The sequence below is a fragment of the Pseudohongiella sp. O18 genome (assembly GCF_021729085.1).
Classification (GTDB): domain Bacteria; phylum Pseudomonadota; class Gammaproteobacteria; order Pseudomonadales; family Pseudohongiellaceae; genus Pseudohongiella.
On record NZ_JAJSAR010000001.1, the window covers coordinates 999,852 to 1,021,350 of the forward strand.

21 protein-coding genes are annotated in these 21,499 nt (G+C 56.9%); 11 read left to right on the plus strand and 10 right to left on the minus strand.

What is annotated here, in order from left to right:
• Position 1: 1 nt before the first annotated feature.
• Genes LVD14_RS04480 through LVD14_RS04510 form a run of 7 tightly spaced genes read right to left on the minus strand, consistent with a single transcriptional unit; the run spans position 2 to position 5,267 of the window.
• Entirely contained in the window at positions 2-1,522 is a 1,521-nt protein-coding gene (locus tag LVD14_RS04480; protein ID WP_317622125.1) for a proton-conducting transporter membrane subunit, read from the minus strand.
• The gene (locus LVD14_RS04485) at positions 1,519-2,952 is read right to left on the minus strand and encodes a complex I subunit 5 family protein (RefSeq protein ID WP_237132833.1); all 1,434 of its coding nucleotides are present in this window, start codon (positions 2,950-2,952) and stop codon (positions 1,519-1,521) included. The genes LVD14_RS04480 and LVD14_RS04485 overlap by 4 nt, the downstream gene beginning before the upstream one ends.
• Complete coding sequence (locus tag LVD14_RS04490; protein WP_237132834.1) at positions 2,945-3,268, minus strand: NADH-quinone oxidoreductase subunit K; 324 nt, start codon at positions 3,266-3,268, stop codon at positions 2,945-2,947. Before LVD14_RS04490 ends, LVD14_RS04485 begins: the two co-directional genes overlap by 8 nt.
• Entirely contained in the window at positions 3,265-4,191 is a 927-nt protein-coding gene (locus LVD14_RS04495) for a hydrogenase subunit MbhD domain-containing protein (protein WP_237132835.1), read from the minus strand. Before LVD14_RS04495 ends, LVD14_RS04490 begins: the two co-directional genes overlap by 4 nt.
• Positions 4,181-4,489 (minus strand): cation:proton antiporter, encoded by a 309-nt coding sequence (locus tag LVD14_RS04500; RefSeq protein WP_237132836.1) that lies wholly within the window; start codon positions 4,487-4,489, stop codon positions 4,181-4,183. The genes LVD14_RS04495 and LVD14_RS04500 overlap by 11 nt, the downstream gene beginning before the upstream one ends.
• Positions 4,486-4,746: a monovalent cation/H+ antiporter complex subunit F gene (locus LVD14_RS04505; RefSeq protein WP_237132837.1), complete on the minus strand. Its 261-nt coding sequence runs from the start codon at positions 4,744-4,746 to the stop codon at positions 4,486-4,488. Before LVD14_RS04505 ends, LVD14_RS04500 begins: the two co-directional genes overlap by 4 nt.
• The gene (locus LVD14_RS04510; RefSeq protein ID WP_237132838.1) at positions 4,743-5,267 is read right to left on the minus strand and encodes a Na+/H+ antiporter subunit E; all 525 of its coding nucleotides are present in this window, start codon (positions 5,265-5,267) and stop codon (positions 4,743-4,745) included. Before LVD14_RS04510 ends, LVD14_RS04505 begins: the two co-directional genes overlap by 4 nt.
• 112 nt (positions 5,268-5,379) lie before the next feature.
• On the opposite strand from LVD14_RS04510, the gene LVD14_RS04515 reads away from it, so the two are divergent.
• The 5 genes from LVD14_RS04515 to hemH all read left to right on the plus strand — a co-directional run bounded on the left by LVD14_RS04515 (position 5,380) and on the right by hemH (position 11,221).
• The gene (locus tag LVD14_RS04515) at positions 5,380-6,753 is read left to right on the plus strand and encodes a DUF2868 domain-containing protein (RefSeq protein ID WP_237132839.1); all 1,374 of its coding nucleotides are present in this window, start codon (positions 5,380-5,382) and stop codon (positions 6,751-6,753) included.
• Positions 6,746-8,188, plus strand: coding sequence for a GTPase/DUF3482 domain-containing protein (locus tag LVD14_RS04520; RefSeq protein ID WP_237132840.1), 1,443 nt, complete (start codon positions 6,746-6,748; stop codon positions 8,186-8,188). The genes LVD14_RS04515 and LVD14_RS04520 overlap by 8 nt, the downstream gene beginning before the upstream one ends.
• A gap of 151 nt (positions 8,189-8,339) precedes the next feature.
• Positions 8,340-9,611 carry an O-acetylhomoserine aminocarboxypropyltransferase/cysteine synthase family protein gene (locus LVD14_RS04525; protein ID WP_237132841.1) on the plus strand — a complete coding sequence of 424 codons (1,272 nt, stop codon included), beginning with the start codon at positions 8,340-8,342 and terminating at the stop codon, positions 9,609-9,611.
• Between the two features lie 60 nt (positions 9,612-9,671).
• On the plus strand, positions 9,672-10,091 hold the full coding sequence (locus tag LVD14_RS04530) for a hypothetical protein (protein ID WP_237132842.1): 420 nt from the start codon (positions 9,672-9,674) through the stop codon (positions 10,089-10,091).
• 50 nt (positions 10,092-10,141) lie between these two features.
• The gene (hemH, locus tag LVD14_RS04535) at positions 10,142-11,221 is read left to right on the plus strand and encodes a ferrochelatase (RefSeq protein ID WP_237132843.1); all 1,080 of its coding nucleotides are present in this window, start codon (positions 10,142-10,144) and stop codon (positions 11,219-11,221) included.
• Positions 11,222-11,315: 94 nt separating this feature from the next.
• Here hemH and LVD14_RS04540 read toward each other — a convergent pair whose 3' ends face one another.
• Positions 11,316-12,668, minus strand: coding sequence for a TolC family outer membrane protein (locus LVD14_RS04540; protein ID WP_237132844.1), 1,353 nt, complete (start codon positions 12,666-12,668; stop codon positions 11,316-11,318).
• 280 nt (positions 12,669-12,948) lie between these two features.
• On the opposite strand from LVD14_RS04540, the gene thiC reads away from it, so the two are divergent.
• The 4 genes from thiC to LVD14_RS04560 all read left to right on the plus strand — a co-directional run bounded on the left by thiC (position 12,949) and on the right by LVD14_RS04560 (position 16,793).
• Positions 12,949-14,847: a phosphomethylpyrimidine synthase ThiC gene (gene thiC, locus LVD14_RS04545; RefSeq protein ID WP_237132845.1), complete on the plus strand. Its 1,899-nt coding sequence runs from the start codon at positions 12,949-12,951 to the stop codon at positions 14,845-14,847.
• Positions 14,848-14,852: 5 nt separating this feature from the next.
• Positions 14,853-15,923, plus strand: a complete 1,071-nt coding sequence (locus LVD14_RS04550) for a 3-deoxy-7-phosphoheptulonate synthase (protein WP_237132846.1) — start codon at positions 14,853-14,855, stop codon at positions 15,921-15,923.
• Between the two features lie 156 nt (positions 15,924-16,079).
• On the plus strand, positions 16,080-16,475 hold the full coding sequence (locus LVD14_RS04555) for a hypothetical protein (RefSeq protein WP_237132847.1): 396 nt from the start codon (positions 16,080-16,082) through the stop codon (positions 16,473-16,475).
• Between the two features lie 120 nt (positions 16,476-16,595).
• A complete protein-coding gene (locus LVD14_RS04560) occupies positions 16,596-16,793 on the plus strand; it encodes a hypothetical protein (protein ID WP_237132848.1) in 198 nt (65 codons plus the stop codon).
• 124 nt (positions 16,794-16,917) lie between these two features.
• On the opposite strand, the gene LVD14_RS04565 is transcribed toward LVD14_RS04560, so the two are convergent.
• Positions 16,918-17,613 (minus strand): glutathione S-transferase family protein, encoded by a 696-nt coding sequence (locus tag LVD14_RS04565; RefSeq protein WP_237132849.1) that lies wholly within the window; start codon positions 17,611-17,613, stop codon positions 16,918-16,920.
• A gap of 293 nt (positions 17,614-17,906) precedes the next feature.
• On the opposite strand from LVD14_RS04565, the gene pdsR reads away from it, so the two are divergent.
• The gene (pdsR, locus tag LVD14_RS04570) at positions 17,907-18,620 is read left to right on the plus strand and encodes a proteobacterial dedicated sortase system response regulator (protein ID WP_237132850.1); all 714 of its coding nucleotides are present in this window, start codon (positions 17,907-17,909) and stop codon (positions 18,618-18,620) included.
• 33 nt (positions 18,621-18,653) lie between these two features.
• A complete protein-coding gene (gene pdsS, locus LVD14_RS04575; RefSeq protein ID WP_237132851.1) occupies positions 18,654-20,855 on the plus strand; it encodes a proteobacterial dedicated sortase system histidine kinase in 2,202 nt (733 codons plus the stop codon).
• Here pdsS and LVD14_RS04580 read toward each other — a convergent pair.
• The gene (locus LVD14_RS04580; protein WP_237132852.1) at positions 20,833-21,459 is read right to left on the minus strand and encodes a DUF2889 domain-containing protein; all 627 of its coding nucleotides are present in this window, start codon (positions 21,457-21,459) and stop codon (positions 20,833-20,835) included. The genes pdsS and LVD14_RS04580 overlap by 23 nt on opposite strands.
• Positions 21,460-21,499 lie beyond the last annotated feature (40 nt).

Consider the following 21,499-nt stretch of genomic DNA (forward strand, 5'->3'; position numbering starts at 1 on the left):
TTCACAGGGCAAACTCCTGGCTGATGATGAATTCCGTCCAGCCCAGCGGGCTGGCCAGGCTGCCCGCAAAAATGCCGGCAAGCAGGGACAGCAGCGCCGTGAACAGTGGTGGCAGCAGCATCATCCAGTGAGTCTCAAAGCGTGATTTCTTGAAGTTGTCCTCAGGCCACCCCGCTGTTGGCGGCTGAGCAAACCAGCCGCGATATATCAGCGGCATGAAATACATGGCGTTCAGAATTGATGAGCCAATCAAAACCGCCAGCATCGCATCATTGCCTGACTCGAGTGCCCCCAGCCCGAGATACCATTTGCTGAAGAAGCCGGCAATCGGTGGCACACCAATCATGCCAAGCGCACCGACTGTAAAGGCGCTCATGGTCAGAGGCATGCGTTTACCCAGACCATCCATCTCCTGAATTCTGTGAATGCCAAGAGTCTCCGCCATGTTGCCGGCACAGAAAAACAGCGTGATCTTCATCAGGCCCTGATGCACCAGATGAACTACTGCGCCGATAGCCGCTGTCGGCCCTGCCATCGCAACACCAAGCGTAATGTATGACACCTGGCTGACTGTAGAGAATGCCAGCCGGCGCTTGATGTCAGTCTGTCGCAGAGCCTGAATGGAGCCGTAAAGAATGGTGAATGCGGCAGCCAGCATCAACACCGGAGTCAGGCCGAGTGCAATGCCCGTTTCCACACCAAATACATCGTAGACCACGCGGATTATGCCAAACGCGCCAGCCTTTACAACTGCTACCGCGTGCAGCAATGCGCTGACTGGCGCCGGCGCTACCATGGCTCTGGGCAGCCAGCCATGCAGGGGGAACAGTGCAGCTTTAACTCCCAGTCCCACAATCATCAATGCGAATGCCGCCATCAACGCAAAGCGGTTTTCTTCTACCGCGCCGGAAACATAGCCGCCGGGTATAAAGTCACTGGTACCTGTGATTGAGTGCAGCAGTGCCACGCCCATCAGCAGCAAGGTACCGCCAGACAGGGTATAGACCAGATAAAGCCGCCCGGCCTTGAGTGCCGCATCGGTGCCGCGATGAACAACCAGTGGAAACGTTGCCAGCGTCAGCAGTTCAAAGAACAGCAAAAACGTAATCAGATTGCCTGACAGTGCGATACCGACAGTAGCACTGACACATAGACTGAAGTATCCAAAGAATCGCGACTTGAGTTGCGATTTCTGCAGGTAGCCGATGGCATAGATAGTTGTAGCCAACCACAATATTGACGAGAGCGTTACAAACTGCAGAGATAGTGCGTCGCCCTGCAGAACCAGGCTGGCGCCGGGCAGAAAGTCCACTTCGAATCGAAAGCGCAGTCCCTGGCTGACTCCGAGCAGCATCAATAGAACCAGGCAGAGCTTGATGACAATTCCGCCCAGGTTGAGGATGGTGCGCCGTCTGGCGGCGTTTTCTGGCGTGGCGAATATCAATAGCGCCGGGATCAGAGAGCTCAGTATGATCAGCACCGGCAGCAGGCTGGTCCAGCGCATCATTTGCACCAGGATCATACGCCACCTCCGGCCAGCAGTCCGATCAGTTGTTCACCCAAAAGTGCCATGCCCCACACAATAAGTGCTGGCAGCAGGGCCAGCCAGTGGCCCATCAAGTGCGGGCGCGTGTCTGGTGGGTTGATAGTTGCGCGATCAAACGCCAGGACCACAACGCGAAAAATATATGCCGCTGATACCAGCGTGCCCAGCAAGATGCCAAAGGCCCACGGCCAGTTCTGTGGCTGGCTGAGAATGGGTTCCAGCAGTACCCACTTCGCCAGAAAGCCGCCACTGGGAGGCAGTCCGATCAGACTGCCACCGGCAACCGCAAAGGCGAACATGGCTATCGGCACGGTCTGCGTGGCGCCACGCAGACCAGTCAGGCGGCGCGTGCCCAGCGTGCCCTGCATCTCGCCGGCCGCCATGAACAGGGAGGCCTTGGCAAGACCATGAGCGATTACAAACAACCACAGGGCAATATGCATCTGGGGAATTTGCCATGACATCAACAAACCCAGCGCCATCAGCGCGTAACCAAGCTGCGCCACGGTCGAATAGGCCACCAGAACCTTGATGTAGGGTGATCGCATCGCCGCCCAGCCACCGGCGACCAGTGCGATCATACCGGCCGTTGCAACCATGGGGCCGACCTCACGGGCAAGATCGGCGGGTGCCACTTCAGTCCAAACCAGCCACAGAATGAACAGCGGGCCTTTGACCACAACGGCAGATAACAGGGCACTGACCGCTGCGGGTGCGCCGGCATGCGCTGCCGGCAACCAGAGATGCAGTGGCCATAGTGCACCCTTTAGCATCAGGCCAGCAGTAATCAGGGCCAGCGCCAGACGTGTCCTGGCACTGTCGGCGCTCACGGAGGCTAGCTGCATGACATCCAGCGTGTGGTACTCACTGTACAGAAAAACCACACCCAGCAAATAAATCATTGAAGCTGCCAGTGAAAGCAACAGATAGTCAGCAGCAGCCTGATAGGCTTTCGGGCCGCTAAGCGCAACCATGGCAACAGCGGCCAGCCCAATCAACTCCAGTGTGATATACAGATTGAACAGATCTGCTGACAGCCACAGTGCCGCCAGCGCGGTGTGCAGAAATGCGCTCAGCACCCAGAAGTCGTCGCCGGAGGCAAAGCGGCTGAATCGGGCATACAGCCCTGCCAGCAAGTGAATCAAGGCAGTAAAAGCCAGCAGCAGGGCACTGAGTGGAGACAGGCGCAGTCGAATGGCGAGGCCATCTTCCCAACCGCCAAGATTGAGTGTCTGTGTCGCTCCACTGGCGGTCACTGTCTGCAGGGCGAGCAGGGCTGCTGCGAAACTGAGCGCGCTTCCCAGCAGCACGACCACGCTGGCCCGTCGAGGTGTCATCGCAGGGCCGGTCAGTACAATGAGCGCTGCCACCAGCGGGGTAACCAGACTTAGCAGGGCGTCATTCATCCTCTGCCTCCGTGCTGCCGCTCGCGGCTGCCTCCCGGGACTCGCGGGCAGCCAGAATCAGACGCAATGCAAAGGCGGTCGCGCTGATGGCAACAACCAGGCCTGTCACAACCAGTGCATGAAGAATGGGGTCAGGTGGATCCTGTCGGCGCGCGAATGCGATCATGGTCAGGAACGTGCCCGATCCCATGATATTGATTGCAATCAGACGGCGAATAGGGTCCTTCAAAACCAGCAGACCATAAAGACCCAGCATCACCAGTGCTACAGCAACCAGCAGGTAAAGAATGATGCTGTTGGCTGCCAGTGAGCTCATGAGCAGAGATCCTTGCGTTCACCGGCAACCAGCAGGGTGAGAATGATGGCAATTGACAGGGTTGCCAGCGTCTCGATCATCAGAATCAGCGTGCCGGCATGGGCCTCCGGATAGTCCAGCCAGCCGGCACCCAGCGAATGCGTCAACACCGCAGTACACAGGAATAGCAATGTGCCGGCACAGACAGAGCCGCGAACCGCGAACGAAGACCAGTGCAGCGGTGGCAGCATGCCGGTGATCCTCAGCATCACACAGCCTGCTGCCAGCAGGGCACCTGCCTGGAATGCACCGCCCGGACCGCTGGAGCCGCGCCAGAGTAGATAACCTCCCACGAGCAACAGCAAAGGCACCAGTGTTCGTGTCCAGGACACCAGTAATTGCCAGGTACGTGCCGGTTCAAGAGATTCCTTTTCGATCGGGAAGAGTTGTCTCAAGCCGGTAATGGCAAATAACAGAACCAGAAGTTCCAGAAATGTGTCCCAGGCGCGGAAGTTCAGGAGCACTGCGGTGACTTGATGACTGACGCCTGAATCAGACATGGCGGCTGCGACCGGAGAGTCGATATTATTGGCAGTGATGTCTGCGGGTGAGGGCAGAATTATTGAAACAGCAAAACCGCTGACAGCAACAACAATGAATGTCAGCGCACCCAGGTGACGACGATAGTCGAAACGACGTGCCGACGAGACGGGCAGCTTGCGCGCGGCACGCAGCAGCAGCACGCCGGTCAATCCTGCGCCAATTGCCGCTTCAGCCAGAGCCAGGTCTGGTGCGCCCAGGCGCGCCCAGACCAGGGCAACGATCATGCCGAAAGCCACAAACAATGCCATGGCATCGCGACGTGTGGAAGCGAACAGGGCGCTCCATGCCACAACCAGCAGCAGAACGCACAGCACCAGGTCGGGCAGCAGTTCAACTGTCATCTTTGGACTGCTCCTGTTCGAGTTTGTAGCGGGCGAGTAACTGGCCGTTGACGGCGGCTGATGCCATGGCAATCAGATAGATTAGAAAAATGTAACACGCTGTGTGCAGGGAGCCGGAGGCAATAGCCAGGCCCAATGCCAGGAAACCAAGGCCCAGCGTGTCGGTCTTGGTCACGGCGTGCAATCGGCAATAAAAGTCAGAGAAACGGAGCAGCCCGAGGGCCCCGGTGAGATAAAAACATATACCTGCTGCCATCAGCGTCCAGGACAGTATGTCGACCAGTGTGCCTGGCGTCATGGTACCTCCGGCTCTGAGGTCTTGCGAAGCAGCTGCACCAGCGCCGCCGTGATGACAGCAGCCAGCAGCGCCAGCACCAGGGCGACATCGCGCCAGGTGTCTGATTGCTGCCACTCCGCCAGCAGCAGCAGGACGGCGATGCCGGTGCTGCCCAGCATCTGCAGGCCCATCAGGCGTTCAGCAGTGCTGGTTGCCTGGCCCAGGCGCCACAGGCCGGCACTTCCGGCAATCAACAGCAGCGTGGTCATCAAGATCATGACGAGCCCCCCTCGGGAGTTCCAAGCAGTTTGCTCAAATGGCGTTCCAGAGTGGCCACTTCGCTTTTCCAGTCGAGTCGCTTATCAAGTACGTGTATGAGTAATTGATCTGATTCGATTCGGGCGCCGAGTGTGCCTGGCAGCAGCCCAATCAGCGCCGAGAGCCCAATGCGGGTGTTCAGGGCCGGGCAGGTAAACGGATAGTGGACCCAGGCGGCATGACTGCTTGCATCGCGCTGGAAACTGCGTTTTGCTACATCCATCCCGCCCAGAAGCTGGCGGCTGACAAAGTAGGCAATGAAGCTGGGTAGATGCTGAAGGCGAAATGCGAGAGATGGGGGCTGCAGAATGTAACTCAGACCGGTAGCCAGGCAGATGACGGGAATGCCTATGTACCAGCCCTGGCCTGAGCTAAGCAGTGTCCAGATCACGGTGTATACAAGTGCCCAGAGCAACACTCTGACGATTCGGAGTCCCTGCTGCTGCGAATTTTCAGAGCGCTTACCGCGGGTAGCCGCCATTGCTTCTCCCTAAATTAACGTCTACAGCCGAATGCCAGTCTAACGCAATCGGGTGCAGTCGTCAGGAAGTATCAGCTAGAATGACCCAATCACTTGCCAGGGGTTGTGAGGATTGTCAGACAAGCAGGCTAGTTTCAAGGCGCGATGGCAGGCGGAGGCGGTGCGACTTCTGCAGGGGGCCGCGTCCGATCTCCAGGCTGAGGCAGGGGCTCGTGAAGGCGCGGCGACTGAGGCTGAACAGCGAGTGCTGCGCTGGGCGGCGATTATTGGCGCCCGACACCAGTTGCCGGAAATCCAGTCCGCCTGGCGACGTCACTGTATCCTGATCCTGATGGTCATCAGCGTTCTGGCGCTGGCTGGTGGTTTCACAACGGCGCTTACAGTTCTGGGCGACGGTACGCAAGCAGTCAATATCCCCTGGGCGCTGGGCGGTCTGCTGGGTCTGAATCTTCTGATGCTGATATTCTGGCTGCTGGGAATGCTGGCGCGCTCCGATGGTGCCCTGCTGGGTCGCCTGGTGTTCCAGTTGACACATTATCTGCCGGGTGAACACCACAAAGCCTTGACCCGGGCTTTTGCCACTCTGAACCAGCGTGCTGATCTGATGCGCTGGTGGCTGGGCCTGCTGAGTCACACGGTGTGGCTGTGCGCGATGCTGGGAGCGCTGTTTGGCCTGTTATGGACACTGGCTCTGCGCAGTTATGCGTTTACCTGGGAAACCACCATTCTGTCGGCCGACGTGTTCACAGCGCTGGTCCATGGGCTTTCGCTATTGCCGCAGACACTGGGTATCTCCATCCCCGATGCAGCAACACTGGTGGGTGCAGACCAATCACAGGCGGACGAGGTGCGACGTCAGTGGGCTGCCTGGTTGACGGCATCGGTTGCCCTCTACGGGTTGATGCCAAGGCTGGTGTTGATCCTGATCAGTTCGATCCGGTTGCTGGTTGGTCTCCGACAACTAAGGCTGCAAACTACGGCGCCAGAGTGGGCGCCACTGGTGCAGCGATTGACGCCCGATCTGAATGAGCGGCATGTGACTGATCCCGCCCCGGAAGCCGGACAGGCGGCACGAATAGTTCCGGTCTCCAACCCACGGCCGGGTACCAGCGTTCTGGTTGCCTACGAACTGACGGCCATCAAGCCCTGGCCACCGGCTGAATTGCCGGAGCACACCCAATGCCTGGAGGTGAACAGCCGTGGGCAGCGTCAACAGAGCCTGAGTGCGCTGGCCGAGGCGCGCCCTGGCACCCTGATGGTCATCTGCGATGCGCGACTGTCGCCGGACCGGGGTACCCTGCACTGGCTGGTGAATGCCGGCAGTCTGGCCGGGGTCACGCAAATTGTTTTGCACAACAGTGAACAAAGCAGCGACGAGCGTCTGACAAGCTGGCACGATTCTTTGCGCGATATCGGCGTGGACATCGCCCATATACATCACGCGATGACTGAAGCGCTGAACCAGCTGGGGGTTCATAATGGTTGATAGCCTGAAAATTTCGGTGGTAGGGCATACCAATACCGGCAAGACCTCGCTGTTGCGAACCTTGACGCGTGATGCGCGATTTGGTGAGGTTTCTGGGCGACCCGGCACTACGCGGCATGTTGAAGTGGCGCGCCTGAATGTTCAGGGGCAGACGCTTCTGGAGCTCTACGACACGCCCGGCATCGAAGATGCGATAGACCTGCTGGATTTGCTGGATCAGCAGAGTGCGCAGGTCGAGCAACGTGTTGCTGCCAGGGAAGATGGTCCGACGCGCATTGAACGTTTTCTGCAGTCGGCTCCCGCCGCCGAGCGCTTTGAGCAGGAGGCCAAGGTATTGCGGCAGATGTTGCGCAGCCATGCTGCGCTCTACGTGATCGATGCGCGTGATCCGGTCCTGTCCAAGCACCGCGATGAGCTGGAAATTCTTAATATGTGTGGTGTGCCCCTGTTGCCTCTGCTGAACTTTGTTGCCGGGCAGAAGACCAATGAGACCGAATGGCGTGAGATGCTGGCCGGGCTTGGACTGCATGCCATTGTACGGTTTGACACCGTAGCGCCTGCTCGAGACGGCGAGAAGACACTCTACACAAAACTGGCCAGTCTGCTGGATGCCCATGGTGCGACACTGCAGAGACTGATCCGCAGCCACGAGTCGGACGCCCAGCGACGCCACACAGCTGCGCTCAATCTGATTGCAACTCTGCTGGTAGAGACTGCGGCACTGAAACTGCGCATCAGTCGTGATGAGCAGTCACTGCAACACGGGATGGAACGTCTCAACAAAACCGTGCGTGAGCACGAGCAGTCGTGTGTCGCACAGCTGTTGAGTCTGCATCGATTTTACCCTGACGACATTGACGCAGATGGCTTGCCTCTGGTCGACGGTCGCTGGGAACAGGATCTGTTTGACCCCTACACTCTACAGAACATGGGCATACAGCTTGGCAGTGGTGCAGCTGCCGGTGCAGCAGCAGGGCTGGGCATTGATCTGATGGTGGGCGGCATGACACTGGGGGCTGCGGCAGCCACGGGTGCGCTGCTGGGCGGCGGGTTTCAGACTCTGCGCCACTATGGCAGCGACCTGATGGCCCGCGTGACAGGTGAAAAAACCTTGCGCGTTGACGATAGTATTCTTAACGCACTGGCAACCCGGCAGGTAGACCTGCTTGCGGCCCTGGAGCGACGCGGACACGCCGCCCAGCAGAAGCTGGCGCTGGCGCGACTGAGTGATATGGGCGGCGATAGTCGGGAACCACTGTTTGTTCGCAATGAGTTGCCTGAAAGTCTGCGTCGCGCGCGATCCCAGTCGGCCTGGGTGAGGGACAGTGACGCCGTCATGGGCAGCTCAGGAAAGCACCAGGCAGTGCAGCAGCTGTCGAAAAATCTTCAGGAGTTGATGGCCAGCCGTTACAGCGATGAGCCAGATCAGCGTTGACTAATCAGCCCCGAAGGATCTGTCGATCCTGGCCGTCATCAATTGGGATTCCTGTTCTAGGGGGCGGAGGTTAAAGCAGGTATACTCTCGCCCTAAACACAAAAACCATCAATACGCCCAGGCGAATCAGCACTATTCAGGGGAGATCACCATGAGACTTGAGTCTTTGGCACTGCATCACGGTTACGAATCCGAAGCGACCACAAAATCTGCAGCGGTACCCATTTATCAGACCACGTCCTACACCTTCGACAATACACAGCATGGTGCCGACCTGTTCGATCTGAAAGTGCCCGGCAACATCTATTCCCGCATCATGAATCCGACCAATGACGTGCTGGAACAGCGTCTGGCACAAATGGAAGGTGGTATCGGCGCACTGGCACTAGCATCCGGTATGGCGGCGATTACTTATGCAATTCAGTGTATTACGCGTGCGGGCGACAATATCGTCAGCACCAGCCAGCTGTACGGCGGCACTTACAATCTGTTCGCACACACATTGCCGAATCAGGGCATCGATGTACGCATGGCGTCCTTCGACGACTACGAAAAGCTGGAAAGCCTGATTGATGACAAGACCCGCGCTGTGTTCTGCGAGTCGATTGGCAACCCGGCGGGTAATGTTGTGGATCTGCAGCGCCTGAGTGAGATTGCACACCGTCACGGCGTACCCCTCATCGTCGACAATACCGTTGGTACGCCTTACCTGTGCCGTGCCTTTGATCATGGCGCTGACATTATCGTGCACTCACTGACCAAATACATTGGCGGCCATGGCACCACGGTAGGCGGCATCATTATCGACTCGGGAAAGTTTGACTGGGTCGCCAACAAAGCGCGTTTCCCGATGCTGAATGAGCCAGATCCGTCTTACCATGGTGTTGTTTATACTGAAGCGCTGGGACCAGCGGCATTTATCGGTCGCTGCCGTGTTGTGCCGCTGCGCAATACCGGTGCTGCGCTTTCACCACATAGTTCCTTCCTGATCCTGCAGGGGCTGGAGACGTTGGGGCTGCGTATCGAGAGACATTGCGACAACGCGCTGGCCGTTGCCCGTCATCTCAAAAAACATCCAAAAGTGGCCTGGGTTAACTACGCCGGGCTGGATGACAGCCCCTACCACGAAGTATGTCAGAAGATATGCGGCGGGAAAGCGTCAGGTATCCTTAGTTTCGGTATCAAAGGCGGCCGTGAGGCAGGTGCCAGATTTATCGATGCGCTGCAGATGATTCTGCGGCTGGTGAATATTGGTGATGCCAAGTCACTGGCCTGCCATCCGGCGACAACCACCCATCGTCAGTTGAATCCGGAAGAGCTGGCACGCGCTGGCGTCAGTGAGGATCTGGTCCGTCTGTCGGTAGGCATCGAACACATCGACGACATTATTGCCGACATTGATCAGGCGCTGTCGAAGGTATGAGTCTCATCGCGCATCATCCAACGCACAGCCTGGCAACTCGGGGCGGAGAAGCAGGTGACCATGGACAAGCCTGAAGGAGTCAACGATGGCATGGGTCACTGGGTCGCCGGTGCGGTCGGTGCGCTGGTCTATATTCTGATCGCCAGTGTTGGTCAGTCACCGGTGGCCTGGTCGAGTGTCAGCTATTTTGTTTTGGGCTGGCCCATCTTGTGTGTGGGTATCTGGCTGATTACACGACAGTTTCCGCAGCGCAGCTGGCGCTGGCCGCTCAGCATGATGCTGGGGCAGGTGTTTGCGTCCATCCTGTATGGCAACGGTGCAACGATCCCGATTGCGATGATCTACGTAACTGTGCTGTCGCTGCCGCAGTTTGCGGTGGCGGCACTGGTCAGCTCGCGCCACGCCGGCAGCCTGCAGTCTGATGCGGAGGCCGGGCTAGACACTGGTGATGAGCAGCAAAAGCAGGATAAACAGTCATAACACAGTCTGAATATTGACTGGGTTTCGTTCGAGTTCGAGAGAGACAAAGCATGAAATTCACGGGCAGTCCGACTTTTACGCATCGGCAACAGGACAAGATAGGCGTTCTGGTCACTAATCTGGGAACGCCGGATGCACCTAAAACTTCAGCCTTGCGACGCTACCTGAAGCAGTTCCTGTGGGACCCGCGAGTGGTGGAGGTGCCGCGACCAGTCTGGTGGCTGATCCTGCATGGTGTCATTCTGAATATCCGACCGCCACGATCGGCCAAGGCGTATGCTACGGTGTTTACCGAGCAGGGTTCGCCATTGTTGTTTCACACGCGCAACCAGGCGCAGGCGCTGGCCAAAAAGCTGAATGAAAATGGCCATGACAATCTGGTGGTGGATTTTGCCATGCGATACGGCAACCCCTCCATCACTTCGGTATTGCAGAAGATGATGGACCAGGGCGTGCGCCAGCTGCTTGTGTTGCCTCTGTATCCGCAGTATTCGGCCTCTACGTCGGCGTCCACGTTTGATGCCATCGCCCAGGATTTCGCAAAACGGCGCTGGCTTCCGGATTTTCGCTTTGTCAGCCACTACCATGATTTTGATCCTTTTATTCAGGCCGCTGCGACGCGCATTCAGGAGCACTGGCAGCAGCACGGTCGTGCGGACAAACTGCTGTTTTCCTACCATGGTGTGCCCAAGAAGTACCTGCTGAATGGCGACCCCTATCACTGCGAATGCCACAAGACTTCACGTTTGCTGGCGCAGGCTCTGGATCTGGGCGACGATGAGTGGCAAACCACATTCCAGAGCCGGTTCGGCCGCGAAGAGTGGCTGAAGCCCTACACCGACGAGACACTGAAGGCTATGCCAGCGCAGGGCATCAAGTCAGTACAGGTATTCTGCCCCGGTTTTTCCGCTGACTGCCTGGAAACCATTGAAGAGATTGGTGAAGAGAACCGCGAATACTTCATGCACGCTGGCGGCGAGCGTTACGAGTACATCTCTGCGCTTAACGACAGACCCGAGCACATCGATGCGCTGGCGACGCTGGTAGAGAAAAATCTGACCGGCTGGTCAGTTGAGACGGTAGACGAACATCGTCAGCAACTTGCGCAGGCGCAGGGCGCCAAAGACTAGCAGGCTGCTGAAAAACTATCAGCCTGGTTGGTAAGTCGGGGGGGTGCGTTTGGCATGGCGACAGTAATTTGTCGCCATGCCGGTTGCGATAGGATTACTGAGCGGAGGCGGCCTCGGCCTCAAGCCACTCATTCAGGTCGATCACGTCCTGCGGTGTCAGTACACCGGCAGTGCGCTTCAACTGCAGTGTGTCGATCACGTAGTTGTAACGTGCATCGGAGTAGTTGCGCAGCGCCACGAACAGTTGCTGGCGCGCCAGTACGACGTCAACAATGTTCCGTGTGCCCACTTCATAGCCGGCTTCGATAGCGTTCAGAGCAGCTTCGGCTGACACGATGGCCTGCTGACGTTGCGCAATTACCATGGCGTCGGTGTTGACGCGTCGAAACGCGTTGCGGATATCCTGGGTTACCTGACGGCGAGCCAGATTGGCAGATTCCTGCTGAGCGACCAGATCGTACTCAGCCTGCTCGCGGCGCGCGGTGGTGGCAAAGCCTGAGAACAACGGCACACTGACTGTCAGTGACACGCTGGCGCCCTCGATGGCACCGGCGTCACGCAGGCTGCCGTCAGCTCCCCGGGTGGAGTTGGATTCAGTATTCTGGTAACCACCCTGCAGGCTGACAGTCGGCAGGTGGTCAGAGCGACGTGCCTTGGCAATCAGCGTCTGGGCGTCAACACCGGCAAGAGCAGCCTGCAGTTGCGGGTTGTTGTTCATTGCTTCGCTGACCCACTGTTCAATATCGCCTTCGGCGGGTGTCACCGGGAAGTCTTCGCGGAGCACATCAATGTTCGGATGCGGCTGTCCGGTAATGGCTTCCAGTGCCTCGTAACTGCTGGCCAGGGTATCTTCGGCCAGAATGGTGTTGTTGCGCGCCAGGTCGTAGGCTGCCTGGGCCTCGTAGACTTCGGTGATCGCGACCAGGCCGACTTCCTCGCGCTGCTGAGTACGTTCGAACTGGCGCTGGGACGCCTCTTCTTCCTGGCGACGGGTATTCAGATCGTCGATCGCGCGCAGCACATTAAAGTAGGCTGAAGCTACACGGATGATCAGATCCTGTTCCTGAGCCTGAAAGTTGAACATACGGGCCTGATCAGCTTCCTTGGCGCCCTGGTAACTGTACCAGCTGGCCAGATTCAGTAGTGACTGGCTGACGTTGATACCGTAACGCGTTGTTTCCTGGTCAAGGTCTGTCAGGGTGACATCGCCTTCGGGGCCAGAAGCCTGGCGTTGTTCGGTGAATGAAGCGCTGGCCTGGGGCAGCAGGCTGGCGCGGGCCTGAACGACCTGTTGCTGGCCGGACTGTAATTGGGCCTGGGCCTGCCGCAGCGCCGGGTCATTGCGCATGGCCAGTTCCAGTATGGTCACCAGATCGTCAGCCACGGCCAATTGAGAGGCAAATACCAAGCCCGCCGCGAGAACTGTTTTGCGGAAAAAACGTTGCATATTCAGAAGTCCTGTTTCATTAATCATTGGCTGAAAAAATGCCAGCTGTGAAAGCGGCCTGGATTCAGCCAGAGAGGGCCCGCAGAGCATCGATCATTCTACACAGTGTTACGAAACTATCCAATTAACAGATTGTGAAGAGATTGTGTCGCTTGACATTACACTACCTGCCGCAGGCGGTAACACTTTGCCTCGCTTTAAGGCATAATGAGCGGCTCTGAACCGTGCCTATAAATTTCTATACAGCAGGCCCTATAAGGCCTGAGAGCAGGATAGACCAATGAGTGCCAAGCCCGAACACTTTCTCGACAGGATTACCGAACTGGACGACAGAACCCGATATTCGTTCAGCGGATCGCATAAAGTGTATGTATCCGGCAGCCGACCCGACCTGCGTGTGCCCATGCGTGAAATCGTGTTGGCAGATACCCAGACCGAAAAAGGCCTAGAACCCAACGTGCCGGTGCGTGTTTATGACACCTCGGGTGTTTACTCGGACCCGGAAGTAGAAATAGATCTGCGCACCGGTCTGCCGGCTATCCGTGAAGCATGGATCGAAGAGCGTGGCGATACTGAGCAACTGCCCGGCGTCAGCTCGGAATTTGGCCGTCAACGCCAGGCTGATGTACAGACAGCCCATCTCCGCTTTGAGCATATGCGTCGTCCACGCCGCGCCAAAGCCGGGACCAATGTGACCCAGCTGCATTACGCGCGGCAGGGCATCATCACTCCGGAGATGGAGTACATCGCCATCCGCGAGAACATGAGCATTGCCCAGATGCGCGAGCAGCAGCTCGGTGGTGGTGATGTCAATGATCTGGGATTCCAGCACCCGGGTCAGTCTTTCGGCGCTGCCATTCCCAAGGAAATAACCCCCGAATTTGTGCGTGACGAAGTCGCACGCGGTCGCGCCATCATCCCGGCCAACATCAATCACCCGGAAATTGAACCGATGATCATCGGCCGCAACTTCCTGGTGAAGGTCAATGCCAATATCGGCAACTCGGCTGTTACATCTTCAATTGAAGAAGAGGTGGAGAAGCTGACCTGGGCTGCGCGCTGGGGTGCAGATACCGTGATGGATCTGTCGACAGGCAAGAACATTCACGAAACACGTGAGTGGATCATCCGCAACTCCATGGTGCCGATAGGTACTGTGCCTATTTACCAGGCGCTGGAAAAAGTCGGCGGTGTCGCCGAGGACCTGACCTGGGAGATTTTCCGCGACACGCTGATTGAGCAGGCCGAGCAGGGTGTGGACTATTTCACCATTCACGCCGGCGTGCTGCTGCGTTATGTGCCGCTGACCGCCAAGCGCGTGACCGGCATTGTTTCGCGCGGTGGTTCGATCATGGCCAAATGGTGTCTGGCGCATCACAAGGAAAACTTCCTGTACACGCATTTTGAAGACATCTGCGAAATCATGAAAGCCTATGACGTCTCCTTCTCGCTGGGCGATGGCCTGCGTCCCGGCTCGGTGGCAGATGCCAATGACGCAGCGCAGTTTGCCGAGTTGGAAACGTTGGGTGAGCTGACCAAGATTGCCTGGAAACACGACGTACAGTGCATGATCGAAGGTCCAGGACATGTGCCCATGCACATGATCAAAGAAAATATGGACAAGCAGCTGGCAGTTTGCGACGAAGCGCCATTTTACACGCTGGGGCCACTGACCACCGACATCGCGCCGGGCTATGATCACATCACCTCGGGCATTGGTGCCGCCATGATCGGCTGGTTTGGCTGTGCCATGCTGTGTTACGTGACTCCCAAGGAACACCTGGGACTGCCAGACAAGCAGGATGTAAAAGAAGGACTGATGGCCTACAAGATTGCAGCCCATGCTGCCGATCTGGCCAAAGGGCATCCGGGCGCCCAGCTGCGAGATAATGCGCTGTCCAAGGCGCGTTTTGAATTCCGCTGGGAAGACCAGTTCAATCTGGGTCTGGATCCGGAAACGGCGCGGGCCTTCCATGATGAAACACTGCCCAAGGACTCCGGTAAGGTGGCGCATTTCTGCTCCATGTGTGGTCCCAAGTTCTGTTCCATGAAGATCAGCCAGGAAGTGCGTGACTACGCCGCAGCACAGGATGCTGAGGAGCAGGCTGCGCTGGAAGGCATGCAGAAAATGGCAGAGGAATACAACAGTACAGGGCGCAAGCTCTACCACAAGGTTTAACAGGCATGACAGATATCAAAGCAGACGATCTCAACATAGAGTCCATTGACACATTGATGACCCCGCAGCAACTCAAGGAAAAGATGCCACTGCAGGGGGCGGCGCTGGAATCCGTTCGCAAGGGTCGACAGACCATCTTCGACATTCTGGATCGAAAAGATCCGCGACTGTTTGTGGTGGTTGGTCCGTGTTCCATCCATGACCCGAAAGCGGCCATGGATTACGCCGAGCGCCTGAAGCAGCTGGCGGACGAGGTGCAGGACAGCCTGTATATCGTCATGCGCGTCTATTTTGAAAAGCCGCGTACCTCCGTTGGCTGGAAAGGGTTGATCAATGACCCGTTCATGGACGACACATTCCAGATTGAAGAAGGCCTGAAGATTGGTCGCAAGCTGCTTCTGGACGTCGCCAGCATGGGGCTGCCGGCATCGACCGAGGCGCTGGACCCGATCTCTCCCCAGTACCTACAGGATCTGATTGCCTGGTCCGCTATTGGTGCTCGCACCACCGAATCACAGACGCACCGGGAAATGTCCAGTGGCCTGTCATCAGCAGTTGGTTTCAAAAATGGCACCGATGGTGGTTTGACAGTTGCTGTCAACGCCATGCAGTCAGTCAGCCATCCGCACCGCTTCCTCGGCATTAACAAGGACGGTCAGGTAGCTGTGGTACGCACCAAGGGCAATCCCTACGCACACGTTGTGCTGCGTGGTGGCTCAGCCGGCCCCAACTATGATTCGGTACACGTGGCGAAAGCCGAGGAAGCACTGAAGAAGGGCGGAGTGAGCACCAATATCATGATCGACTGCAGCCACGCCAACTCCAATAAGGATCCGTCCATCCAGTCACTGGTGCTGAAAGATGTCACGCACCAGATTCTGGAAGGCAATGAGTCGATCATCGGTGTCATGCTGGAGAGCAACATTAACTTCGGCAACCAGAAGATCCCCAAGGATCTGAAGGAGCTGAAATACGGTGTATCAGTGACAGATGCGTGTATCGACTGGGCAGAAACCGAACGCAGCATCAAGGAAATGGCTGCCAAGCTGAAGGATGTGTTGCCCAAGCGCAGATAGTCCAATTCCCCGTCAAGGCCGGCGGCGGCAATGCGCCCGCTGCCGCCTGTTCCTACCCCCTTGAAATCTAAAGATATAGCCCGTACCCTGAAAGTGAACTTGATGATTCATGAATAGAATCAGCCATGGACGATGACCGTGGCGAGGAGACTAAATATGAAAACGTCAATTCACCATAAGTCAGGCATGACGGCTATTCTGGCAGCTGCGGCAGCGTTTATCGCCGCTTCTTTTGCAGGGCAGTCTTACGCGCAGGGTATGACAGACTCTTATCTGGAGTGGCAGGCCCGCATGCAGGCTGGTCCCGACGAATATCTGTTTTTCGAGGACGACCGCAAGCAGGTTGTCTCCTACTCTCAGGAGCGCATTGTGCGAGTCTGCACAGGTGAAAGCTCGATTGTGACACCGCTCAGCATTGAGTACGACGACAAAGAAACACTGGTGATGCCGGGCGACTGTATCCGGGTCGAGGCCATGGAAGTGTATCTTGAGCCTGAGGACACGCTGGAGCCCAACACATTCCTGCGGGTTCAGGTTGATACCTTGAGTTGATCTCAACGATCAATTATCGATACAGGCCGGTACTAAGAGTAGAGAGAGCGTCACCATGTGGCGCTCTTTCTCGTTGGGCGAATGTTGCTGGCAGTAAGGAAATTCAAGACGAGGGACATCATGGAAACGAAGAAAGAGAAAAAGGTCCGTCGCCGTCGTGGCAATATTGCGCTGGCGGTTGGACTTGGCTTGAGTGCAGGTGTCGGATTCGGGCTGGTGCTGGCCAGTTTCGTGTTTGGCGTGCTCGCGGCCGTCATTCTCGGCGGTGGGCTCTGGGTTGCCGGCGTGGGTGCCCGCAAAGAAGTCAGCCAGAAGTGAGCGCTTGATCAGAATGCGGAACACTTGTAGAGACACCAAAAAAAGCAGGCCACAAGGGCCTGCTGAAGATTCACGATGGCAGGGCGATACGCAGCCCCACGCTGACGACTACCCACACTAACAACTACATATTGCTGACTATTCCGAGTGATACCTGCTCGTTGCGTTCCGCGCGCCCCTGAGCTACCCAATCCTTAACCCAGGGGTTGCTCAGGAGGGTATCTGCATAGCGTTGTGCCGGAGCGCTCAGGACGGCGCCATAAGCGCGAAACGTGACGGCGACGGGAGCGTACATACAGTCTGCAATCGAGAATCTGCCGAACAGATACTCGTCGCCGGCGCCGTATTTCCGGCGACAGCAGCTCCAGATGGCGTCAATACGTGCGATTTCGTTGGCGATGTTTTCAGATACGTTGAGGTCTACGCTGGCCTGACAGTTCATTGGCCAGTCGTGCTTCAAAGCCGGGAATTCAGCGTGCACCTCTGCGCAGACCGAGCGTGCAGTCGCGCGCTTGCGCGGGCTCGCTGGCCAGCCGCGGCCATCCAGAAAAGTCTCGTTGATATATTCACAGATGGCCAGTGATTCCCAGACAGTGGTTTCCTGGTGGATTAGCGCCGGTACCTTTAACGAGGGCGACAGTGGACCGAGTTTTTCCGCGGTATTGCGTTGGTACAGGGCAACGTTTACTTCCTCGAAAGGTATCTGGAAGTTTTTCAGCAGCAACCATGGGCGCATGGACCATGAGGAAAAGTTCTTGTTGCCGATCACCAGTTTGATGCCACTCTTGGTGAAGGGTGTTGTGTTCTGGGGTGAATCCATCTGATCAGACTCCTGCGTGTCAGTCGGCTTGGTTACGTCAGCACAAAGTTGGCAACGGTGGCGCGCTTTGTGCTTTCCTTACCTGTACAGCCTGTCGATATTTTTGTTATGTCACCGATTAGACCGCAGGTTTATTGCAGCGTCAGGCATAAACCCGGGCTTTGTCCTGACTAATTGTGGCAAAATACTGACAAGCACAGATGGCCACCAACTGACGGATTAAATGCCTCGTCTAATGCGTTATAGTCGGCGCAGCAGTCAGGCTGCTCGTGCACGTGTATTGAAGGTGATCTATGGCAAGACGTATCGCGATCGTAGAAGATGAAGCCGCCATTCGTGAGAACTATGCCGATGTTCTGCGCAAGCAGGGCTATGAGGTGCAGACGTTCCCAAACCGCCGCGAGGCAATGAAGGCTTTTGACCTGCGTTTGCCGAATCTGGCAATCATCGATATCGGCCTGGAAAACGAAATCGACGGCGGTTTTACGCTTTGCCAGTCGTTGCGCTCGATGTCGGAAACCCTGCCCATCATCTTCCTGACGGCAAGGGACAACGACTTTGATACCGTCAGCGGCCTGCGTATGGGTGCGGATGATTACCTGACCAAGGATATCAGTCTGCCGCACCTGTCGGCGCGAATTGCCGCGCTGTTCCGCCGCCAGGATGCCCTCAATCAGCCGACCTCTCCGGAAAACCTGCTGCAGCGCGACAAGCTGCTGCTGGATATTGGCCGCCTCACAGTGCAGTGGGCTGGCATCTCGGTGCCACTGACAGTGACTGAGTTCTGGATGGTGCACGCATTGGTCAAATTTCCCGGTCACGTAAAAAGTCGCCAGGTGTTGATGCAGGAATCCAAGATTTTTGTGGATGGCAGCACCATCACCTCCCATGTCAAACGCATACGCAAGAAGTTCCTGCAGGTTGATCCTGACTTCGACTGTATCGAAACGGTGTACGGCATGGGGTATCGCTGGAATATCCCGGCGAGTTCGGCCAGCGCCGAATAATCAGCCGTCGCATAATAACTTCGGATCGCTCTTATGGCCCGGGCATTGAAAACCCCCTTCGGTATTCGCTTCAAGCTGGTTTTCCTGTCCAGCTTTCTGCTGGTCATACCCTGGCTGGGTTATCAGTACATTCTGGAGATGGAGGATTATCTGCGTCGCGGTCAGGAGCAGGTTGTGCTCGGTACCGCCCGGGCGCTGGCGACCGCTCTGAATGAACGGCCTGAACTGTTCGATGAAGGTACCTTCAGTCCCACGCTTCGCCGCAGCGATAACCTCTATGTCTATCCGATCTATTATCCATTGAGCCTGGACGATGAATCACTGGTCGACTGGCGTGACTATCAGCGTTACGAACTGCCCTACGGTCGCGCCAATACGATTGCCACTCAATTGAACCCGCAAAGCGAGTTCTCGCGCTATTACCACAACGACGAGTCGCTGAATTTTCGCCTGCTGGTCGGCGAGCACAACCGCTATCTTTATGCCTACATGAAGGTTGTCGACAACCAGCTGGTGTATCGCTCACCAGACAGCCTCAGTATCCATCGCAGCGACTTCCTGCAGATCTCGCTGGTGTCGCCGGAAAATGAATTGCATCGCTATGTCATTTCGCCGCGTGGTCCGGAATTCATCTATGCCTACGAGATTGGCAATGACCTGCGGGACATAGGTGCGCTCACGCACGAGGAAAGGATCAGCGGTCAGTGGTATGAAACTGAGGACGGTTATGTGGTCGAGCTGCGTTTACCCTTGACGATGCTCGGGCAGCGGCTTGGGTTTGCCATCTATGATGTGGATGATCCGGAAACCCGGAATGTCACAGCGGTAGTGGCCACCTCTGATGTGAACCAGCGAAGTGAGGTTGGCAATCTGCTGCGACCGACACCCGAGATCGACAAGATCGTGGAAGGCATGGGACATACCAACTCGCGCATCCAGGTTGTCGACCGTGGCAGCCGAGTACTGCTGAGTGTCGGGGACATCCAGTCAGCCACAGGGCTGACGCTGGCTGCAGAAGAAACCGAGCGTGGCCGCAACCGTTATTGGGCGTGGATGGAAGATAATGTTCTGCATCCGCTTTATTATCAGATCCTGACCAAACCTTCGAATGACTTTATTGACGACCTGTATGTCGGCAGCACGCTGGAGGGGGCGCATCTGAGTGCGGCGCTGGACGGAGAGTCGATGACGCAGTTCCGCACTATTGATCCCAGTCAGACCCGCATTCTGGAAGCTGCCTATCCGATCTTTGCCGACGGCGAGGTGATGGGGGCGGTGGTGGTTGACCAGAACATGAACGGCTTGCGCACCTTCCGCAATCAGGCGCTGGAAACACTGTTCAATACAATCCTGGGTGTGATGCTGCTGGTGGCTTTCGGGCTGTTCTTTTTTGCCTCACGCATCTCCGCCCGCATCCGCGCACTGCGCAACCAGGCGGAAAACATTATCGATGACCATGGCCGCTTGAAGAACACCATCGTGGCCAGTCGCAACTCTGATGAGATTGGTGACCTGTCGCGCAGTTTCTACAACATGGTGGAGCGCCTTGGACAGTACACCAACTATCTGGAAAACATGTCCTCACGCCTGTCGCATGAGCTGCGCACACCCGTGACCGTGGTGCGCTCCTCACTCGAAAACCTGGGCATGACCGTGCACGATCGTGAGTCGGCGGTCTACATTCAGCGCGCTGAAGATGGCATCAACCGTCTCAACCTGATCCTGACCAATATGAGCGAGGCAACGCGGCTTGAGCAGATGCTGCAGACCTCGGAAAAAGAGCGCATCGACCTGGCCAAAGTGGTGGCCGGCTGTGTTGAGGGTTACCGGCTTGCATACCCGGACGCGGTGATTGAGGATGATCTGCAGGGGCCGGTCATCGTGAGTGGTGTGCCGGAGTATATTGCCCAGTTGATGGACAAACTGATTGCCAATGCGGTGGAATTTACCTACTACCGTAAACCCATCACTGTGTTCTGTAGAGCCATCAAAGGGCGTGCAGTGCTGCGAGTGACCAACTACGGCCCCTACCTGCCTGAGGAAATGAAGGGGCGTCTGTTTGACTCAATGATCTCGGTGCGGCCGCAGGAAAAGCAGCGCGAACCACACCTCGGCATGGGTCTTCATATCGCGAGACTGATCACCGAGTTCCACCAGGGGCATATCCGCGCCGAGAACATTCAGGAATTTGAAGGAGTCGCGATTACGCTGATTATTCCTTTGTTGCAGGAGTAGTGGCGTCAGTGGCGATTGTTGCGCTGGCACGTTCGCTGCGCTCCGCAGGCACGTAGTAGTCAGGTGCGTTCTCTTTCACGACCGGTGAAAACTCCGCCCAGGCATGGCAGGTATTGAGCACAAACGGTTTGCCGGCAGAGCGACGGCTGTCCGAGTCGGCCAGCTTGCGCCGGTGATTCTGCAGCGGCCGGATGGTCTGAATGGCCACAGTCGCCATTGGAAACAGCAATTCAGTCAGGTGTGTGCAGCCCTGAATGCCACCGACTTTCTGTCGGACTGCCTGGCGCCAGCCGGGCCCCATGGTCAGCCCTTTTAATGCTTTGTAGGCCGGCGTGATATCGGGACACATTGCGAACGGACTGTGATCGGTCGAAGCCTCGACGTCCTGCACAACGAACTTGTCATCAATGGTCACGCGTAACCACATACCGTGAATGGGCACGCCTGGCTCAATATTGCCGCGCCAGTTATTGGAGAAAGCATAGGACTTGGTGTCTGTCAGGTGAGCTTCGATGTCAAACATACCATCGTCGCGTTCGTAGCCTGCAAAATCGATTTTCCGGGTATGAATGTGCTGGCGCTGCGCCGGTGTCGGCAATGGCATAACTGGTCCTCCGCTTCAGGCGCAGGATTATAACGTAAAA

Bases quoted from the DNA above. Each gene is read 5' to 3' on its own strand.
- LVD14_RS04520 (WP_237132840.1), top strand. From the start codon at position 6,746: ATGGTTGATAGCCTGAAAATTTCGGTGGTAGGGCATACCAATACCGGC.
- LVD14_RS04540 (WP_237132844.1), bottom strand. From the start codon at position 12,668: ATGCAACGTTTTTTCCGCAAAACAGTTCTCGCGGCGGGCTTGGTATTT.
- LVD14_RS04495 (WP_237132835.1), bottom strand. From the start codon at position 4,191: ATGACAGTTGAACTGCTGCCCGACCTGGTGCTGTGCGTTCTGCTGCTG.
- LVD14_RS04550 (WP_237132846.1), top strand. From the start codon at position 14,853: ATGACAGATATCAAAGCAGACGATCTCAACATAGAGTCCATTGACACA.
- thiC (WP_237132845.1), top strand. From the start codon at position 12,949: ATGAGTGCCAAGCCCGAACACTTTCTCGACAGGATTACCGAACTGGAC.
- LVD14_RS04555 (WP_237132847.1), top strand. From the start codon at position 16,080: ATGAAAACGTCAATTCACCATAAGTCAGGCATGACGGCTATTCTGGCA.
- LVD14_RS04500 (WP_237132836.1), bottom strand. From the start codon at position 4,489: ATGACGCCAGGCACACTGGTCGACATACTGTCCTGGACGCTGATGGCA.
- LVD14_RS04560 (WP_237132848.1), top strand. From the start codon at position 16,596: ATGGAAACGAAGAAAGAGAAAAAGGTCCGTCGCCGTCGTGGCAATATT.
- pdsS (WP_237132851.1), top strand. From the start codon at position 18,654: ATGGCCCGGGCATTGAAAACCCCCTTCGGTATTCGCTTCAAGCTGGTT.
- LVD14_RS04580 (WP_237132852.1), bottom strand. From the start codon at position 21,459: ATGCCATTGCCGACACCGGCGCAGCGCCAGCACATTCATACCCGGAAA.
- LVD14_RS04490 (WP_237132834.1), bottom strand. From the start codon at position 3,268: ATGAGCTCACTGGCAGCCAACAGCATCATTCTTTACCTGCTGGTTGCT.
- hemH (WP_237132843.1), top strand. From the start codon at position 10,142: ATGAAATTCACGGGCAGTCCGACTTTTACGCATCGGCAACAGGACAAG.
- LVD14_RS04565 (WP_237132849.1), bottom strand. From the start codon at position 17,613: ATGGATTCACCCCAGAACACAACACCCTTCACCAAGAGTGGCATCAAA.
- LVD14_RS04510 (WP_237132838.1), bottom strand. From the start codon at position 5,267: ATGGCGGCTACCCGCGGTAAGCGCTCTGAAAATTCGCAGCAGCAGGGA.
- LVD14_RS04530 (WP_237132842.1), top strand. From the start codon at position 9,672: ATGGACAAGCCTGAAGGAGTCAACGATGGCATGGGTCACTGGGTCGCC.
- LVD14_RS04485 (WP_237132833.1), bottom strand. From the start codon at position 2,952: ATGAATGACGCCCTGCTAAGTCTGGTTACCCCGCTGGTGGCAGCGCTC.
- pdsR (WP_237132850.1), top strand. From the start codon at position 17,907: ATGGCAAGACGTATCGCGATCGTAGAAGATGAAGCCGCCATTCGTGAG.
- LVD14_RS04525 (WP_237132841.1), top strand. From the start codon at position 8,340: ATGAGACTTGAGTCTTTGGCACTGCATCACGGTTACGAATCCGAAGCG.
- LVD14_RS04480 (WP_317622125.1), bottom strand. From the start codon at position 1,522: ATGATCCTGGTGCAAATGATGCGCTGGACCAGCCTGCTGCCGGTGCTG.
- LVD14_RS04505 (WP_237132837.1), bottom strand. From the start codon at position 4,746: ATGATCTTGATGACCACGCTGCTGTTGATTGCCGGAAGTGCCGGCCTG.